Origin of the sequence: Rhizobium sp. BK529 (assembly GCF_014194105.1) — a bacterium.
In the GTDB taxonomy this organism is placed as follows: Bacteria; Pseudomonadota; Alphaproteobacteria; order Rhizobiales; family Rhizobiaceae; genus Rhizobium.
In genome coordinates, this window is sequence record NZ_JACIAU010000001.1 from 1,614,487 (window position 1) to 1,631,577 (window position 17,091).

Below are 17,091 nucleotides of genomic sequence, written 5' to 3' on the forward strand. Positions count from 1 at the left end.
CTCCCGTCAATTCGTCCGCGCCGCGGCATCGGTGATAACAGCATCCTTTTCGGTGATCTCGCCCGAGGTGACTTGCGTGAATTGGCCATCGGACGACCCGACCTGGATCACGACCGGCGCGGGGTGGCCGTTACGGAGCACCCAGACCCGGCGCTGCGTGCCGCTCAGCGTCGAATCGGCACCACCACTGCGCGACGGACGCGGCGGGCGGAACAGGCTGAAAATGCCGCGGCCGCCGCGCGCTTCCGTTTGCGGCGGCGCATAACGCAGAGCCGCATTCGGGACCATCAGCGTATCCTTGACGGCTTCGACGGTAATATCAGAGGTCGCCGTCATTCCTGGGCGGAGAAGCAGATCGGCATTGTCGACCGAGAGGACGGCTTTGTAGGTGACGACGTTGTTCACCACCTCGGAAGCAAAGCGGATCTGCTCGATGACAGCAGGGAAAGTGCGATCCGGATAGGCATCGACTGTAAAGCTCGCCTTCTGGCCGACGGCGATCTGACCGACATCGGCTTCATCGACATCCACCTGCAGTTCCATCTTTTTCAGATCGCCGGCAATTGTGAACAGCACCGGTGCCGAGAGCGAGGCGGCAACGGTTGCGCCGGGATCGACGGAGCGCGTCAGGATCACGCCATCGATCGGCGAGACTATCTTCGCCTTGCCGAGATTGACTTCGGCAAGCTGGAGGTTGGCTTCGGAGGCCAGCACGTCGGCCTCGTTAATATCCTTGGCGGCGACAGCCGAGTCATATTTGTAGGTCGCGTCGTCGAGGCTCTGCTGGGTGGAAACGTTGCTCTTGACGAGGCTTTTCAGACGGTCGAGCGAGGTCGCAGCCGATTGCAAATCGGCGTTCGCCTTGACCACGTTGGCCTTTGCCGAATTGAGCTTGGCGCGAGAACTCTTCACGTCGGCTTCCAGCTTGTTTGTATCAAGAACGGCGAGAACATCGCCTGCCTTAACGGTGCTGTTGTAGTCGACATTGACGTCGCGCATCGTGCCCGACAGTTCGCTCGATATATCCACCTGTTGGGTCGGCTGGACTGAACCTGTGGCGGTGACGAGCACTGTCAGGTCGCCGCGCTTGACCGGCTGGGTCGTGTAGCTGAATTCGGCACGGCTTCGGCCCATGTAGAAATAGGTAGCAGCGGCTGCGGCAAGGATCAAAAGCACCAAGAGGATCAGCCGGCCACGCCAGCGACGCCCCCTGCTCCGCCGGCCGGCGGCGAGCACGGCAGCTAGGTCGGCGTTTGCGCCTGCTACGGAACCGGTCTCTTTGCCAGCCTCCAAATTGTCCATCTAATCCTCGATATATGCTTCGCCATGTTGGGTCTGCTTCACGCCGAAATAATCATAATGAAGATGAACCCAACATTACCGATGCCCCCGTGATGGTACGGAAATGCGGCTGAAAAACATGAAATATTCGTAAGGAAACAGCTGGATGGCGCAGTCGGTGCAAGCTGTTCCGCAAGAAGACCACAGGGTCGACGAGAGTGTTCAGGGTTGGATCAATGTGGCAAATTCGGCGCAGCTCCCGATCAACTTAGAGCGATCTGCGGCTGTGGAAAGGCCGCGGCATTGTCCAAGCTTTACCGGGCGGGCAGGATTGCGGCGCCGCCTGCAGCCTGAACCGCGAGGCTGCCCATGGCAATACCTTCGCGCAGGCAGATATCGAGGCTCGCGCCGCCAAGCCAGGCGTCGATGAACCCGGCATTGAAGGCATCGCCCGCGCCGGTCGTATCCACGACCTTGACGGTCGGGGCGTTCTGATGGAGGCGCATATCACCGGCGGCATAATATGCACCGCCAGCGCCTGCCTTCAGCGCCACCATCGGGAAGCGCACCGCAAGCCTGTCCAGCGCTTCGGCCGGGTCAGAGTATCCGGTGATGGCAACGGCTTCTTCGACATTCGGCAGGAAGAGATCGACGCCTTCGCAGCGATCGAGAAAATCATGCTGGTAGATCAGCGTCTCATCCCAACTCGGGTCGAGCGATACGGTCAATCCATTCTCCTTGGCTTTTCCGATGAGCCTAGGGATTTCCGCCAGTGTCGCGAATTCGGCAATGTGCAGGTGGCGCGCCTCGCTCCAGGTAAGGGCCTCACCAAGCGTTGCCGGCTCCGCCCCTCCGGCGCGGCGGGAGAGGAAGGCCCGCTCCTCACCATTGTTGATTGCGACGGTGACCTGCGGACCGGCATCGGCGGCCCGATCGAGAAAACGTAAATCGACGCCGCTCGCCTGCAGTTCCGTGGTCAGGCCATTCGAAAGCCCATCGGTTCCGAGGCGAGAGAGCAGAGCGGTCTTGCGTCCGATATGGGCCGAATAAGCTGCCATGATGAAAGCCCCGCCGCCTGCAGCAATGCGCAGGTTATCGGCAAAAATCTCACGCCCGAGAACGGGCATGGTCTTCAGTCCTGTGAAGATCAGGTCGCAATAGATCCGGCCGATGCTGAGCACCGCGGACCGCATGTCATTATCAGATGTCATTGGCGCCCGAGGGCCTTTTCCGTTTTTGCATCGAAAACATAGAGAGCTCCGGACGCCGCATGGGCGTTCACGACGCTGCCGACGGCCGGTATCACCTTACCGGGTGCGGTTGCAATCACAGACGCGCCCGCGACATCGAAATGCACCAGGGTTTCGGCACCGAGCGGCTCGACGGCACTTACCATGCCCGACAATGACAGGATACCGGTGCCCTCGCCGATGACGAGATCATGGGGGCGTATGCCGACCAGATGCGGACCGCCCTCGCCGATGCGGATGCCATCGGCTGCAGCGGTACCCGGCAGAAGGTTCATCGACGGACTGCCGATGAAGCGCGCGGTGAAGACGTCGGCGGGATTTTCATAGATATCCATCGGTGTTCCCGCCTGCAGAATATGGCCGTCCTTCATGACGACGATCCGGTCGGCCATGGTCATGGCCTCGACCTGATCATGGGTGACATAGACGATCGTCGTGCCCAAGCGCTGGTGCAGGCGCTTGATCTCGATGCGCATCTGCGTGCGCAGCTGTGCATCAAGGTTCGACAGCGGCTCGTCGAAGAGGAAGGCGGAAGGATTACGCACCATGGCGCGGCCAATCGCGACACGCTGGCGCTGGCCGCCTGACAGGGCTGCCGGACGGCGGGCGAGATAGTCCGTCAGGCCGAGGATCTGTGCGGTTTCGTCGATGCGCTTATCCTTTTCCGCCTGCGAGAGCTTCGAGGTGTAAAGGCCGAAGCCGATATTCTGGCGTACGCTCATATGCGGATAGATGGCGTAGTTCTGAAACACCATGGCGATATTGCGCTGTTTCGGTTCGCGCTCGTTCACTACCTCGCCGCCGATCTTCAGCGTGCCGCCCGAGATATCTTCGAGACCGGCGATCATGCGCAGCGTCGTCGATTTGCCGCAGCCGGATGGGCCGACGAAGACGACGAATTCACCATCGGCGATCGCGAGATCGATGCCGTGCACGACATTGAGCTTGCCGTAGCGTTTGACGAGCCCCTGCAGTTCGATATTTGCCATCAGGCGGTCCCCATCAATGCCTTGAATCTGGTTTGAAGTTCTTCAGCAGCGGCGGCTTCGCGCGCTGCATTCTCCTGCGCTTGTGCGGCGAATGCGGCAGCCTTTTCCCGGTAAGCTGCAAGCGCATCCGCCATCGGCGCCAGCGCGGGACCGCCGAAGCGGGCACGGACGGCAACGAAATGTTCCGGCGAGACGATCTCGGCAAACTGCGCCTTGTCGACACCGGGTTTGCGGCCGGCCAGTTCCTCGAAAGCGGCAAGGAACGGCTCGTACCCATCATCCGAAAGACCGCCGCCCTTGGCGACCACGGCGCGGGCAACCGTTGCGGCAATCTCATGCGCCTGCCGGAAGGACAGCCCTTCAAGGCGCACCAGCGAATCCGCAAGCTCGGTGATGGTGATGCAAGAGCGACGGATATTGTCTGCCACGCGCTGCGGATCGATGCTGATCTGGGCGATGAAGGCGGCGAGCAGGTCGAGCACGCGGCCTGCCGAGTGGAAGGCTTCGTAGCCCATGCCTTGCGTTTCACCCTCGCTGTCGTTCATGTCGGTGAAGGGCGTGTTGTGCATGACATCGAGCACGGTGCGGGCGCGGCCGAAGGTCTGGCTTGCGAGGTGGCGCATATGCTCGATCGGCACCGGGTTGCGCTTCTGCGGCATGATTGAGGAGATCTGTACCAGCGCGTTCGGCACATAGATCTGACCGACCTCGAAGCTCGTCCAGAACTGGAAGTCCTGGATCAGGCGGCCGAGATGCAGGAACATCAGTTCGATCGCACTATAGGTCGAGGTCGTGTAGTCGACGGCTGCGATGCAGCTGTAGGAATTGCGCAGTGGCGCTGCAAAGCCGAGCAATTCGGCAACGCGAGCACGGTCGATCGGAAAACCCGAGGTGGTGATCGCCGCAGCGCCCATCGGGCTGAGATTGACGATACTGCGAGCCTCCGCGAAACGCTCGATATCACGGATCAGCACTTCGATCGCCGCCGAAAGATAGTGGCCGAAGGTGGTCGGCTGGGCCGGCTGACCGTGAGTATAGGCAACGATCAAGGTCTCCTTTTCCCCGTCGGCGGTGGCAATCATCGCGTGGAGCAGCTTGCGCGCCTTGACCATCAGCGCATCGAGGCGCTCCCTCAGGCCAATTTTGAACAGCGTATGGTCGATATCGTTGCGCGAGCGCGCCGTATGCAGGCGGCCAGCAATGTCGACGCCGATACGGGCTTTCAGCTCCTTCTCGATGAGGAAGAAGAAATCCTCCACCTCGCCAGTATAGACGAGCTTTTCCGGATTGATGTCGTGATCGATCGCTTCCAGTGCGCTGGCGATCTTGCCGGCCTGCTCGCGGTCGAGGATGCCGGTTTCGACGAGCATCACCAGGTGAGCACGGTCAATGCGGCGGAAACCCTCGACGTGGTGTGACTTGGTGCCATCGAAGAGCGGCTTCAGCACCGTTTCCTTATAGACCGGATCAGGAAAGACGCTTTTGTCGGCAAGGCGTGGATTGGATTCGGTCATCTCTTATCCCTTCAGGCCGGCCAGCATGACGCCGCGCACGATGTAGCGCTGCAGCACCAGGAAGACGATGAGCGTCGGCAATGTCGCAAGCGCCGCACCGGTCATGATCATTTCCCATTGAATGGATTGCTCGACGGCAAAGCTCGATAGGCCGACCGGCAGCGTGTAGAGTTCCCGGCTAGTGGTGACGATCAGCGGCCAGAAGAAGGCCGTCCAGTTGCCGAGGAAGGTGAAGATCGCCAGTGCCGAGAGCGCAGGCGTCACCAGCGGCATGGCCACCTTCCACCAAATCTGGAACTCGTTGAGACCATCGATACGCGCGGCTTCCAGAAAGTCGTTCGGTACGGTCTCGAAAAACTGCTTCATCAGGAATGTGCCGAAGGCTGTCATCATACCGGGGAACATGATGCCCCAGTAGCTGTCTAGCCAGCCGAGCTGGGCCGACATGAGGTACCAGGGGATGACGAGCATTTCCGTCGGGATCATCAGCGTCGAGAGGATCGCCAGGAAAATCAGATAGCGGCCGCGGAATTCGAACTTGGCGAGCGTATAGCCGACCAGACTGTCAAAGAAGACGTTCGAGAGCGTCACGATGCAGGCAACGATCGTCGAATTCAAGAACCAGCGCATGAAGCGGCCGTCGGAGAGAACGGCGATGTAGTTCTGCAACGTCGGCTCAGCCGGAATGAGACGCAAGTCATAGACCTGGCCTGCCGTCTTCAACGAGGTCGAGAACATGAAGAGCAGCGGAGAGACCATGATGAGGCCGCCGATGAAGAGCAGCGTCCAGATGATGATCGCGCCGGGGCGGATATTGGCTTTCGGCAGCGGTGCTGCCGTATTGGACATCACGGCACTCATTTGCGCTCCCTCAGGATCCAGAGCTGCAGCAGGGAGACGCAAAGCAGGATGGCGAAGAGCACCACGGTCTGAGCTGCCGCATAACCCATGTTGTAGGATGAAAAGGCCGTCTGATAGATCATCAGAACCAGAGGCTTGGTCGATCCGAGCGGGCCGCCGGGATCGTTGGTCGTCATGTTGTAAACCTGGTCAAAGATGCGCAGGAAGCCGATCGAGGAGAAGACGACGAGAAAGACGGTCGTCGGTTTCAGAAGCGGCAGCGTGATTTTCCAGAGGATCGGCCATTCGCCGAGGCCATCGATCTTCGCTGCCTCATAGAACGTGTTCGGAATGGCGCGCAGGCCCGCCATGAAGATGATGATCTGGAAGCCGAGACCGGCCCAGATCGATGTGACCATGATCGAGGGCAGCGCCTGATCGACAGAGCGGATGAACTGCTGCTGCGGCAGGCCGATCATCCCGAGCACGTCGTTGATGACGCCGATCGGGGCCGGCTGGTAGAACCAGCGCCAGACCCAGGCCATGGCAGCCGCCGTCGTCAGGAACGGCAGGAAATAAAGCGCTCGGATCAGACCGTGCAGGAAACGGACGCGATCCAGGAAGAAAGCGACGACGAAGGAGACGACGAGGCTGATTGGCGTGCCGATGATCAGATAGGTGAAGGTATTGCGGAAAACTTTCCAGAACTGCGGGTCATTATAAAGTTTCACGTAATTGGCGACGCCGATAAATTTTGGCGGCTTCATCAGATTCCAATTGGTGAAGGACAGGTAGAAGGCCTGCAGCGTCGGATAGAAGCGGATCACGCAGTAAAACAGGATCGGCAGGGCGAGGAATGTCCAGACCCAGACGAGGCGCTTCTGGCGCATCGTCAGCCGATCCCAGAACGATCCGGCGGGACGGCTGATAGCCGTCCCCTCCGTATTCGCGGGTGCGGAGCTCATGGCCGTCCCTTATTTGCTCTTGGCGTTGTCGATGATTTCCTGCTCGGCGGTTGCGGCCTGAGCAAGGGAATCCTCGGGCGACTGACCTTCCAGAAGAACTCGGTTGACCATATCGATGGCGTTCTGGCGCTGGCCGGCTTCATCCACGAAGAGCGAGGTGTGGGAATAAGCGAGGGCCTTCAGGAAGGGCGCATAGATCGGGTTCTTGAGGTTTTCATCGGTCAGAGCTGCTTCGCGACGTGCCGGCAGTTCGCCGACGGTGCCAAGCCAGATCTTCATGGCTTCCGGCGAAGTCACGTAAGCGAGAAACTTCTTGGCAGCTTCCAGCTTTTCGCCGGAGACCTTGGCGCCGATACCATTGGCGAAATAGCTCGCATAGTTGGAGCGCATGCCGTCAGCATTGGCCGGAAGCTCAGTGACGCCCCACTCGAAATCCTTGATGCTGCCGAAGGAGCCGAGACGGAAGGTGCCGTCGATCGTCATCGCTGCCTTGCCGCCGCGGAAGGCAGCCTGGCCTTCATCCATGAAACCGGTCTGGCCGACCTTCTTTTCCGTCTGCAGGCTGGTGTAGAATTTCAGCGCCTTCAGGCCGGCATCGCTGTTATAGGTCACCTTGGAATAATCGGCGGTGTAAGGCTCGCCGCCATACTGGCGGATCAGCACTTCGCGCCACCACTGGTGATCCTGGCCACCCATATCGAGCGTCGTGCCTTCGACGGCAATGTTGCCGGCGGCATCGCGCTTGACCGTCTTTTCGGCGGCAGCCACGAATTCGTCGATCGTCTGCGGCGGCTTGTTCGGGTCGAGGCCGGCCTCCTGGAAGAGCTTCTTGTTGTAGAAGAGCGCCAGCGAACGGACGGCGGTCGGCAGGCCGTAATAATCGTCGCCGCGCTTCATGGCGGTCACGATCGGGAAGAAATCCTTCTCGATCTGATCATGCGGGAAAGCGTCTGTCGGCAGCGGTTGCAGCAGCCCGCCGGCGATGAACTGGTCGAGCCAACCGTAGAAAAGCTGCATCACGTCAGGGCCATTGCCGGCAAGATTGGCGGCAACGACGCGTGTCTGATAGTCGGCGTAAGGAAAGGTCGTCTGCTTGACGGTAATGTCGGGATTGGCCTTCTCGAAATTGGCGATGAGTTGATCCATCGCCTTGACGCGCGTGTCGTAGACATACTGCCAATATTCGATTTCGACGGCCTGGGCGCTGTTGACCGCAACCATGCTGATGCCAGCAAACAGCCCGGCAAATAAGATTCCGCGACGCATATTATCCCTCCATTGCCGAGCCAGCCTTCATGCCGCTCGCGCTCATCCAGTTCCCCAGGGCATCCCGCAGATCAGCGGCGCCCCGATTTGATTGGCTCGGGAAGATGGAACTGAGGCTCCTCCTTCCTCGGCATCGCATTGCGACCCCTTCAGGCTGGTTCGGACAGGGCGTTTTGTCAATAAGATAATTTAGTTTAATTATTGTATTGCTCATTTCGTGATATTGGCGCTATCCATATCGGCAGAGGCGAGGGCGGAGAGATGACACGGCAATCCGGCAAGCAGCAGATCGCGATGGGGAAGAATCCCGAGCGCAGCCGCGATCACAATCGCCGTGTGGTGCTCGATGTCGTGCGCATGCACGGTTCGCTTGGCCGCATGCATATCGCCAAGCTCACGCATCTGACTGCACAGGCCGTCGCCAATATCGTCGACGAACTCGTCAGCGAGCAGTTGCTGATGGAGATTGGCCGGCTGCGCTCCGGCCGCGGCCAGCCACCGATCCAGTTTGCAGTCAATCCTGACGGCGCCGTAACCATCGGCGTCGAAATCGCTGCCGACCATATGGTAACGACGGTGCTCGACCTCTCCGGCAAGGTGCGCTCCGAGACCATCATGCCGGTGGAGAATACCAGCCCTGAACATATCGTTCCGCTCTTTGCCGGCGAGGTGAAGAAGGTCCGAAAGCGTTTCCCTTCCAAGTTGCTTGGCATTGGCGTTGTCATGCCCGGCCCTTTCGAAATCGAGGGCATGAGCTCGGTCGGTCCCACCACCCTGCCCGGCTGGAGCCGTATCAGTCCGGCTGATGTGCTGAGTGACGCCAGCGGCGAAACCGTGATCGTCGAAAACGATGCGAATGCGGCCGCCGTCGGCGAAAGGCTGTTTGGGGCGGGACGCGCGATCTCCAATTTCTGCATGATCTATTTCGGCGTCGGCGTCGGTCTCGGCCTCATCCATGATGGCGCGCCCTTCCGCGGCGCATTCGGCAATGCCGGCGAAATCGGCCATGTGGTCGTCGCCCCGCGCGGAAAACCCTGCCCCTGCGGCCAGCGCGGCTGCCTGGAACGTTACGCCTCACTACATGCGCTGAAGGAAAAGCTTGCCGAGGCCGGTTATGAGAATGCCGATTTTGCGGCGATCGAAGAGCTGCACCGGAACGGCAATCCTGTCGTGAAGGAATGGATCGCAGAGACGGCCGACTATCTTTCGCCGATGGTGGGGATGCTGGAAAACGTCCTCGATCCGGAAACCGTCATCCTTGGCGGTGCGCTCCCTGATGCGGTCATTGACGAGATCGTCGCCGCCATGCAGGCGCTTCCGGTTTCCGTGGCCAGCCGGCGTACGCGTGCGCTTCCCCGTGTCATTCGCGGCCAGACGGGCCAGCTGACCGCCGCACTCGGCGCGGCTGCCCTGCCGCTCTTCGAAGCCGTCACCCCAAAACTCGACATTTCACCGACCGCCGTCGCCGATAACGCAGCCTAAGAAAGCGCGCCGCCCGGTCCGCCCCAATGGAGGAACCATGCTGACCGATCGAGATCGTATTGAGAAACAGAAGCAGAGCCTTTCGCTCGTGCGGCTGCATCGAGCGCTGTCGCGTCTGACCTCGACCGTCACCATGATGAACACCGGCGCGCATCCGGACGACGAGCATAACGGCCTGCTCGCCTATCTGCGCCTCGGCCTTGGCATGCGCGTCATCGTTGCCTGCTCGACACGCGGCGAAGGCGGGCAGAATGCGCTCGGACCAGAGCGGCTCGGCGCACTCGGCATTGTGCGCAGCCGGGAGATGGAGGAAGCGGCGCGCGAGCTCGATGCCGATATCCACTGGCTCGGCCACGGTCCTGAAGATCCGATCCATGATTTCGGCTTCTCGAAGAATGGCGACCGGACGTTTGACCGCTGGGGCGAAAAGCGTATTGTCGAGCGGCTGGTGCGCGCCTATCGCGCAGAACGTCCCGATATCGTGTTGCCGACCTTCCTCGATGTTCCGGGCCAGCATGGGCACCACCGTGCCATGACGCGTGCGGCGGAAACCGCGATCCATCTTGCCGCTGATCCCGTCGCCTTTTCTGAACATTTCGGCGAGGGGCTGACACCCTGGCAGGTGGCAAAATTCTACCTGCCGGCATGGCCAGGCGGCGGCGATACCTACGATGACGAAGTGCCGCCTCCGGCCACGACGCTGCCACTCGACGCCGCGGGCCTCGAATCCGTCAGCGGCGTCAGCTACGCGCACATCGGCGAATGGTCGCGCTATTACCATGCCTCACAGGGCATGGGCCGCTGGCATGATATTGGCGACAATGAATGGCCGCTGCATCTGAAGCTCAGCGCCAGAGGCTCCGTTACGGAGACGTCCATCCTCGAATCTCTTCCCTCGACGCTCGCCGATCTTGCACGGGAGGCGGACCTGCGGCAAACCGTCGTCGATGCACTGATGAGAGCAGATGGCGCGATCAGCAAGGCGATCGAGCGTTTCCCGGAAAGATCCGCCATCGTGGATGCGCTCTTGAAGGCGGCTGCGGAAATTGAAAGAGCTCTCGCAGAGGCGCCTGCAGCATTCCTCGATGCACACGGCCATCGTCTGCGGCGCAAGCTCGTAGAAATCGATGTAGCACTTTGCGAGGCCGAGCACGTCTTCGTCCGGGCTGTTGCCGACCCCGCGGACCTTTCGCCGGGCTCAATCGGGAAACTGACGCTGCACCTCAGCGGCGATGCATGCACTGCGATATCAGATGCAGATATGAGATTGCCAGAGGGCGTTTCGGCGAGCCTGAAGGAAACCTCGCCGCACCGGATCGTTTACGAACTGAAATCGGCGGCAGATGCCCCCCTCACCCGGCAATTTCTGCCGGTATGGTCGAGCCTCGGCGGCAACGGCAATGCGTTCGTCGCTGTCAGGGCTCAAATCGGCAGCCGTCTGGCAGAGGTGGCTGTTGATCTCGAGGAACTACTTGTCGTCGCACCGCAGCACTCGCTGAGCCTTCAGCCCAATGCCTTCATTGTTCCCGTTGAAGGCGACAGGCAAGAGCTGCTGGTCAAGGCGGCATCAGCAGGACGCATCGGCTTTTCCGCTCCCGCCGGCTGGACGATCAAGGAAGAAAACGGTCTCCTCAGGTTATCGCCTCCGGCAATGATAACAGCTGGCCTCGTCGCGATCACACCGCTTGTAGACGGTCAACCGGCCATGCGGACATCGCCGATCGCCTATCCGCATATCGGTCGCACCAGCTTTCGCGAGCCGGAATTGCTGCGCGTTCTGGCGCTCGATCTTAAACTGCCTGATGGAGCGAAGATCGGCTATGTTGGTGGCGGCGCCGATCGCGTTGGCCTCTGGCTTGATCGTATGGGGCTCGATGTCACCGAGCTCGATGCACAGACTTTGTCGGGCGATCTCTCTCGCTTTACGACAATCGTCATCGGTATATTTGCCTTCGGCATCCGTAAGGATCTCGCCGCCGCGACAGCCCGCCTGCATCGCTTCGTCGAAGAAGGCGGACATCTGCTGACGCTCTATCATCGCCCGAGTGACGGCTGGCGGCCGGATGCCACACCGCCGCGGCGGATCGATATCGGCTCACCCTCTCTCCGCTGGCGCGTGACCGATCCGACATCGGAGGTCACCGTCCTGGAGCCCACGCACCCGCTGCTGCAAGGGCCGAACAGGATCACATCCGCAGATTGGGATGGCTGGGACAAGGAGCGCGGCCTCTATTTCGCCGCCCGCTGGGACGATGCCTATGTCCCGCTCGTTGCCATGCACGACCCCGAGGAGCAGCCGCTCAAGGGGGCGCTTTTATCCGCCGAAATCGGCAAGGGCCGGCATACGCATACGAGCCTCGTGCTGCATCACCAGCTCGACAAGCTGACATCGGGCGCCTTCCGGCTGATTGCCAATCTCGTGCAGCCCGCTTGAGGCAATCGAAATGGATCGCTCTGTCGCAGCCAGGGACAGCCATTTCGGCATCGTCTGGCTGCTTTCCGATACGACGCTAGTGACTGGCATGACAGTGCTGGTGAAGATGCAGGGCGCATCCTATCCGGCCATCCAGCTCGTCTTCGTTCGCGCGCTGATCGGGCTGATGCTCATCCTGCCGTTGATCTGGCGCCATCGCCGGCAGCTTGCCAGTTCCAGAGATCCGTTGCGCAACATCATGCGCATCAGCTGCAATGCGGTTGCGCTGACCAGCAATTTCGTCGCGCTCCCGATGCTGCCGCTGGTGCTGGTTAATGCGCTCGGCTTCACGCGACCGCTGGTCTCTATGCTAATGGCGGTCGTCATGCTCGGCGAGAGGGTCAGCGGCTGGCGGTGGATCGGCGCGGTGTTCGCCTTTGTCGGCGTGCTGATCATGCTGGCGCCAGATACGTTCGCGTGGAACATCGGGCTGATGGCAGTGCTGCTCTCGATCGTCTTCGGGTCATTGGCGACGATCCAGACGCGGATGCTGCATTACGAGAATACCACCGTCATGATGGTCTTCTACACGGCTGGCCTGACTGTCATCACCTTCATTCCTGCCCTCTTCGTCTGGCAACCCGTGCGCAGCGAAGACTGGCCCGCCCTGCTCGGCATCGGCCTTCTGGCGCAGCTTGGACAATTCTGTTTCCTGCGGGCCTATCAAGTTGCGAGCGCCAGCCTGCTTGCCCCGTTCGGCTATCTGTCGATCGTCTTTGCGACCGCCAGCGGCTACATCTTCTTCGATGAGGTGCCCGATCTTCGAACGCTTTTCGGCATCGCCGTGATCATCACCACCTTACAAGCGGTCGCTCTATTGGAGCGGCGCCGGCGCTAGCGCCTTTCGTCTATTTAGCGCAGCGTCATATCCAGCCAGTCGCCGACCAGGGATACCGAAAGCGTGGTGACGACGATGATGATAACTGCCGGCACCAGCACGATGCAGGGTTCGGACGCCGATCGTCGGACGAGCGGATCAAGGCTGTCGCCTGGGCTTCCGGCGCGCCAAGCGATCCACAAATCGTTATCTTTACTGCGGCGAAAAGAAAGGGAGTTATGGTGAGAGCGTCGGGGTTCGAACCCGAGACCTACTGATTAAAAGTCAGTTGCTCTACCGGCTGAGCTACGCTCTCCCGCTCCGCAGGTGCGAAGCACCCCGGCTGGAAGTGCGCGGAACATATGCAGGCGACCTATCGCGGTCAACCGAAAAATTTTTTCGTTCATTGTATTGGACACATTTCTTTGGCAGACATTTTCACAACCCGCATTCCTAACCCATCTCGATAAAGCGCACGGGCGATTATCGCTAGTGCGCACGTACGAAACGTTCTGTATCGCTGTCTTTGTGAGAATGATGCACCTTTCGGTGCTGGAGATTGAAATGACGAAAAAGACTAGAGAACCGAAACTCGAGCACTCCGATTTCTCCGGCGAGTTCGAAGACGGCGGCGTAACCGTGCTAGTCGATATATTTCGGCCGGCGGGCACCAATGGAGATTGGACCCTTGAAGTCATCTCCCAAACCGAAGTCGTAACGATCTGGGAAGATAAATTCGCCACAGATCTGGATGCATGGGAAGAGTTTCTGGCCACCGCTGAACGAGATGGCGTGCGAAGCTTTCTCGAAGAGGACGAGAATGAGCCGCAGCTGCACTGATAGCCGCTGCCGGGCTGCAAATGAGCGAGACGATGTTTTACGCGGCTCGCCGCAATCCCAGCAGGTCGATGTTTTGTCCGGTTACCATCAATAGCTGCAGGAACGGCCATCATTCGGCCTGAAGCCATCCCTGCAAGCGAGGTTCATCGAATCTCCCGGCACGTATCCCGATGCGGAGCCGTATGAATTCGGGGGAGTTGCACATGCCGTCAACACCGAAATACCAATCAGCGCTCCGGCTGCCACAAATGCCCGAAATCTGCTCATAAATACATCTCCTTATGGATCTCCGACGGCAATCTATCACGCGATCACCGCAACTTAATGCGCTTTATACCGGAAAAGTCTTACAGCCAATTCCTCGGCGCTGACCCCTGTGACCATTACGTATTTGCACCCCATGGCCGGGCACCGGAACTGCCAGTCGCAACTTCCAGCTTCACATCGTTAGTAGCGCCAGTAACGGGCTGGCGGCGCAGCGGGAGATCCGGCATCGGCCTCTCGCATACCTGGCCGGACCTCCCGGCATTTGCGGTGGGGTGTTCGCAAATGCCCGGCCATACCAGCGAGAGCGCCCGAGTCGATCCATAGACAGTGCCCGTTATGGTTTATGCCCAGTTAATATCCACATGTTCTGTCCCGCTTCGGATCGTACAGAGCCGCCGGCCAGCTCCGATCAGCGCAAAAAGGTGATTGGCAATCCCCCCGCTGCGGCGTTAGGAACATCACTCGATTGCTGCCGGAGAGAATGCGTGTCGATTGCCGATATTTCCCTTTGGAGCGCACTGCTTGCCGGGGCGCTTTCCTTCCTCTCGCCTTGCGTGCTTCCACTCGTTCCGCCTTACCTCTGTTATATGGCGGGAATTTCCGTCGAGCAGTTCCGCGGCGGCGGTGCCGTTGCCGCTGCTCCGGATGTCCGGCGCGGCGTACTTTTTTCAGCACTTTTCTTCACACTCGGCTTTGCGACTGTCTTCGTGGCGCTCGGCGCCGGCGCTTCCACAATCGGAATGGTGCTGCGCCAGCATCTCGACCTGCTTGCCAAGATCGGCGGCCTCATCATCATCATTATGGGTCTCAATTTCCTCGGGCTTTTCCGTATCGGCATCCTGGCGCGGGAGGCCCGCTTCCAGGGCAGCTGCAAGCCGGCGACGGTGACGGGCGCCTACGTCATGGGGCTGGCCTTCGCATTCGGCTGGACGCCGTGCATCGGGCCCGTGCTCGGGGCGATCCTCGGTGTCGCGGCATCGCGTGAAACTGTCGGCTCCGGCGCTGGGCTTCTTGCGGTCTATTCGCTCGGCCTTGCCGTGCCCTTCTGGATTGCGGCCGGCTTTTCAGGGGCCTTCATGCGCTTCCTGGCTCGCTTCCGCCGCTATCTCGGCACGGTAGAGAAGATTATGGGCGTCTTCCTCGTGCTGACAGGCCTCGCCTTCCTGCTCGGTTGGGTGAGCTATGTCGCAATCTGGTTCCAGCAGACTTTTCCGATCCTGATGCAAATCGGCTAGGGGTAAGTCTCTCCGCTCCGCGAAATGCCTAAGGTAGTGAGCAGGAACCTGCCGCGGCTACGAGCTCCCATCTGCCGCGGTACTCCGGCTGCGATAAAATCAGGCTTTCTTTCGCTTAAAGTATCCCGTGATCGCATCGGGAATGTCGCGAAAGCCTTGGCCCGGCTGGATGCCTTCGCGCATGACGATATTGCGCAGCGGCGGAACGACCGAGAGGACATGCAGGCCAGCGGCGCGCAGCATCTGCATCGGCAGGAAATCGGACAACAGAGATCGATTGAGGAGATCGACGCTAGCAGTGCGCGTCATGATGTCGGCGCGGCGCTTACGATCGAAGCTGCTGCCGGCGTCGGCAGGAATGGGCAATTCGGCTCGCGCGCACAAAAGGTCGGTCAACGCCATGATGTCGCGCAGGCTAAGATTGAGGCCTTGCGCCCCAATGGGCGGAAAGACGTGGGCAGCCTCACCGATCAGCGCGATGCGCCCCTTGCCGAAACGATGGGCCATCGTGCCTGACAGCGGCCAGATCTGTACGCCCTCCTCAACCTCGACCTTGCCGAGAATGGACTGCATGCGCTCTTCCACGACATTGCCGAGCTCGGCGAGCGAAAGCTCTATACGCGCCGTCGCATCTGACGGATTCTGCACCCAGACGAGGCTGGATCGGTTTCCCGGCAAGGGCACCTGCGTGAACGGGCCGTGCTCCGTGTGGAACTCTGTGGAGGTATTTTGGTGCGGCAATGTATGGGCGAAATTCAGCACCATGGCTGACTGCGGATAGGACCAGGTGCGCACATCTATGCCGGCGGTTTCCCTGAGCTTGGATTTGCGGCCGTCGGCACCGACAGCGAAATCGGCGCTGATCTCTTCGCCACCGGCAAGCATGATCGTCACGCCTTCTGAGGCGATGTCGATCGCTTCAGCCATGCCGGTGAAACAGGTGATATTGCTTTCGGCCGCGACTGCTGACTCAAGCACGTCCATCAATGCCTTGTTCGGAAAGTTATAGCCGAAAGCATCGAGTCCAACTTCTGTGGAGCGGAAGGTCGTGGTCGGCGCACGCAACAGGCGGTTGGTGCCGTCGATGATGCGCATGCTGGCGAGCGGTGCGGCTGCGGGACGCAGCTTTTCCCAGAGTGTGAGGCGATCCAGGAATCGAATCGACTGGTCCATCAAGGCCGTGGTGCGGCGATCTTCCTTGGGAGATGGAGGGGCGACCAGCGCCACGTCGCGACCGCCGCGTGCCAGGGCGACCGCAGCGATCATACCGGCGAGACCGCCGCCGATCACCGCCACTTCGAATTTGCTCATGCTATCATTCCGTCATCAAAAAGACGGCAACCCGGCAGCCTCAGGCAGCCGGCTTTGCCTGACGGCGCCAACTATAGCCCTTGCCGGCTTCGGCGTCACGCACCGCCGGCTGATAATGATGCGGAATGGACGGCAGGCGCTTTTCCGACAGACGGCGGATCGCCGTCTCGTTGGTGACAGCGAAACTGTCGATACCGACGCGCAACATCAGTGGCACCTGGTCGATCAAAACGTCGCCGACTGCGCGCAATTCGTTGGTGTAACCAAGGCGCTGACGCAGCAGCGAAGCATGGCTGAAGGCACGGCCATCGTTGAAGGCCGGGAACGCCACGGCTACGATTTCAAGGCGATAGAGATAGGGCTCGAGCTTCAGAATATTGTCGGCCGGCTTGATCAGCACACCAAAGCCACCATCATTGCTTTCATCGGCCTTGGCGATCAGTTCGTCGAGCGTCAGAAGCGGCTTCTGATCGCCCGTCGCCTTCACCTCGTCCGTCTCGATTACCCAGGGATCGTTCTCGACAAAACCGGTTTCTCTCCAAATCTTCGTCATCATCCCCT

The 17,091-nt window shown here is 60.2% G+C and carries 16 protein-coding genes and 1 tRNA gene; 5 read left to right on the forward strand and 12 right to left on the reverse strand.

The features are described from left to right. Window positions 1-6: 6 nt before the first annotated feature. The 7 genes from FHX08_RS08140 to FHX08_RS08170 form a co-directional block, all read right to left on the reverse strand. Entirely contained in the window at window positions 7-1,302 is a 1,296-nt protein-coding gene (locus FHX08_RS08140) for an efflux RND transporter periplasmic adaptor subunit (protein ID WP_132651448.1), read from the reverse strand. 293 nt (window positions 1,303-1,595) lie between these two features. Beyond that, window positions 1,596-2,492 (reverse strand): carbohydrate kinase family protein, encoded by an 897-nt coding sequence (locus FHX08_RS08145; protein ID WP_184327077.1) that lies wholly within the window; start codon window positions 2,490-2,492, stop codon window positions 1,596-1,598. Next, window positions 2,489-3,520: an ABC transporter ATP-binding protein gene (locus FHX08_RS08150; RefSeq protein WP_132651446.1), complete on the reverse strand. Its 1,032-nt coding sequence runs from the start codon at window positions 3,518-3,520 to the stop codon at window positions 2,489-2,491. Before FHX08_RS08150 ends, FHX08_RS08145 begins: the two co-directional genes overlap by 4 nt. Further along, the gene (argH, locus tag FHX08_RS08155) at window positions 3,520-5,034 is read right to left on the reverse strand and encodes an argininosuccinate lyase (RefSeq protein WP_132651445.1); all 1,515 of its coding nucleotides are present in this window, start codon (window positions 5,032-5,034) and stop codon (window positions 3,520-3,522) included. The genes FHX08_RS08150 and argH overlap by 1 nt, the downstream gene beginning before the upstream one ends. A 3-nt stretch (window positions 5,035-5,037) precedes the next feature. Continuing rightward, window positions 5,038-5,895, reverse strand: coding sequence for a carbohydrate ABC transporter permease (locus FHX08_RS08160; protein ID WP_184327078.1), 858 nt, complete (start codon window positions 5,893-5,895; stop codon window positions 5,038-5,040). Continuing rightward, window positions 5,892-6,764 carry a carbohydrate ABC transporter permease gene (locus FHX08_RS08165; protein ID WP_165911844.1) on the reverse strand — a complete coding sequence of 291 codons (873 nt, stop codon included), beginning with the start codon at window positions 6,762-6,764 and terminating at the stop codon, window positions 5,892-5,894. Before FHX08_RS08165 ends, FHX08_RS08160 begins: the two co-directional genes overlap by 4 nt. Before the next feature lie 84 nt (window positions 6,765-6,848). Next, window positions 6,849-8,105: an extracellular solute-binding protein gene (locus FHX08_RS08170; protein ID WP_132651443.1), complete on the reverse strand. Its 1,257-nt coding sequence runs from the start codon at window positions 8,103-8,105 to the stop codon at window positions 6,849-6,851. A gap of 261 nt (window positions 8,106-8,366) precedes the next feature. Between FHX08_RS08170 and FHX08_RS08175 the strand changes: the two genes are divergently transcribed. The 3 genes from FHX08_RS08175 to FHX08_RS08185 are packed head-to-tail and all read left to right on the forward strand — an operon-like array spanning window position 8,367 to window position 12,898. Next, the gene (locus FHX08_RS08175) at window positions 8,367-9,587 is read left to right on the forward strand and encodes an ROK family protein (RefSeq protein WP_132651442.1); all 1,221 of its coding nucleotides are present in this window, start codon (window positions 8,367-8,369) and stop codon (window positions 9,585-9,587) included. A 37-nt stretch (window positions 9,588-9,624) separates the two neighbouring features. Then, window positions 9,625-12,021 (forward strand): PIG-L family deacetylase, encoded by a 2,397-nt coding sequence (locus FHX08_RS08180; RefSeq protein ID WP_184327079.1) that lies wholly within the window; start codon window positions 9,625-9,627, stop codon window positions 12,019-12,021. Window positions 12,022-12,031: 10 nt separating this feature from the next. Then, complete coding sequence (locus tag FHX08_RS08185; protein WP_132651440.1) at window positions 12,032-12,898, forward strand: DMT family transporter; 867 nt, start codon at window positions 12,032-12,034, stop codon at window positions 12,896-12,898. Between the two features lie 14 nt (window positions 12,899-12,912). Here the strand turns inward: FHX08_RS08185 and FHX08_RS08190 are convergent, their stop codons facing one another. Together FHX08_RS08190 and FHX08_RS08195 are read right to left on the reverse strand one after the other, a co-directional pair. After that, window positions 12,913-13,080, reverse strand: coding sequence for a hypothetical protein (locus FHX08_RS08190; RefSeq protein ID WP_165911827.1), 168 nt, complete (start codon window positions 13,078-13,080; stop codon window positions 12,913-12,915). Window positions 13,081-13,117: 37 nt separating this feature from the next. Continuing rightward, window positions 13,118-13,193 (reverse strand) — tRNA-Lys (locus FHX08_RS08195). A 248-nt stretch (window positions 13,194-13,441) separates the two neighbouring features. On the opposite strand from FHX08_RS08195, the gene FHX08_RS08200 reads away from it, so the two are divergent. Further along, window positions 13,442-13,717 (forward strand): hypothetical protein, encoded by a 276-nt coding sequence (locus FHX08_RS08200; protein ID WP_132651439.1) that lies wholly within the window; start codon window positions 13,442-13,444, stop codon window positions 13,715-13,717. Window positions 13,718-13,804: 87 nt separating this feature from the next. Here FHX08_RS08200 and FHX08_RS31380 read toward each other — a convergent pair whose 3' ends face one another. Then, a complete protein-coding gene (locus tag FHX08_RS31380; RefSeq protein WP_132651438.1) occupies window positions 13,805-13,984 on the reverse strand; it encodes a hypothetical protein in 180 nt (59 codons plus the stop codon). Between the two features lie 485 nt (window positions 13,985-14,469). On the opposite strand from FHX08_RS31380, the gene FHX08_RS08205 reads away from it, so the two are divergent. Beyond that, window positions 14,470-15,219, forward strand: a complete 750-nt coding sequence (locus tag FHX08_RS08205; protein WP_132651437.1) for a cytochrome c biogenesis CcdA family protein — start codon at window positions 14,470-14,472, stop codon at window positions 15,217-15,219. A gap of 99 nt (window positions 15,220-15,318) precedes the next feature. On the opposite strand, the gene FHX08_RS08210 is transcribed toward FHX08_RS08205, so the two are convergent. Together FHX08_RS08210 and FHX08_RS08215 are read right to left on the reverse strand one after the other, a co-directional pair. Continuing rightward, window positions 15,319-16,530, reverse strand: a complete 1,212-nt coding sequence (locus FHX08_RS08210) for a UbiH/UbiF family hydroxylase (protein ID WP_132651436.1) — start codon at window positions 16,528-16,530, stop codon at window positions 15,319-15,321. 40 nt (window positions 16,531-16,570) lie between these two features. Continuing rightward, window positions 16,571-17,083, reverse strand: a complete 513-nt coding sequence (locus FHX08_RS08215; protein ID WP_132651986.1) for a DUF934 domain-containing protein — start codon at window positions 17,081-17,083, stop codon at window positions 16,571-16,573. Window positions 17,084-17,091 lie beyond the last annotated feature (8 nt).

Excerpts from the sequence above, each read along its gene's own strand:
- FHX08_RS08140 (WP_132651448.1), bottom strand. The coding sequence starts at position 1,302 with ATGGACAATTTGGAGGCTGGCAAAGAGACCGGTTCCGTAGCAGGCGCA.
- FHX08_RS08145 (WP_184327077.1), bottom strand. The coding sequence starts at position 2,492 with ATGACATCTGATAATGACATGCGGTCCGCGGTGCTCAGCATCGGCCGG.
- FHX08_RS08150 (WP_132651446.1), bottom strand. The coding sequence starts at position 3,520 with ATGGCAAATATCGAACTGCAGGGGCTCGTCAAACGCTACGGCAAGCTC.
- argH (WP_132651445.1), bottom strand. The coding sequence starts at position 5,034 with ATGACCGAATCCAATCCACGCCTTGCCGACAAAAGCGTCTTTCCTGAT.
- FHX08_RS08160 (WP_184327078.1), bottom strand. The coding sequence starts at position 5,895 with ATGAGTGCCGTGATGTCCAATACGGCAGCACCGCTGCCGAAAGCCAAT.
- FHX08_RS08165 (WP_165911844.1), bottom strand. The coding sequence starts at position 6,764 with ATGCGCCAGAAGCGCCTCGTCTGGGTCTGGACATTCCTCGCCCTGCCG.
- FHX08_RS08170 (WP_132651443.1), bottom strand. The coding sequence starts at position 8,105 with ATGCGTCGCGGAATCTTATTTGCCGGGCTGTTTGCTGGCATCAGCATG.
- FHX08_RS08175 (WP_132651442.1), top strand. The coding sequence starts at position 8,367 with ATGACACGGCAATCCGGCAAGCAGCAGATCGCGATGGGGAAGAATCCC.
- FHX08_RS08180 (WP_184327079.1), top strand. The coding sequence starts at position 9,625 with ATGCTGACCGATCGAGATCGTATTGAGAAACAGAAGCAGAGCCTTTCG.
- FHX08_RS08185 (WP_132651440.1), top strand. The coding sequence starts at position 12,032 with ATGGATCGCTCTGTCGCAGCCAGGGACAGCCATTTCGGCATCGTCTGG.
- FHX08_RS08200 (WP_132651439.1), top strand. The coding sequence starts at position 13,442 with ATGACGAAAAAGACTAGAGAACCGAAACTCGAGCACTCCGATTTCTCC.
- FHX08_RS31380 (WP_132651438.1), bottom strand. The coding sequence starts at position 13,984 with ATGAGCAGATTTCGGGCATTTGTGGCAGCCGGAGCGCTGATTGGTATT.
- FHX08_RS08210 (WP_132651436.1), bottom strand. The coding sequence starts at position 16,530 with ATGAGCAAATTCGAAGTGGCGGTGATCGGCGGCGGTCTCGCCGGTATG.
- FHX08_RS08215 (WP_132651986.1), bottom strand. The coding sequence starts at position 17,083 with ATGACGAAGATTTGGAGAGAAACCGGTTTTGTCGAGAACGATCCCTGG.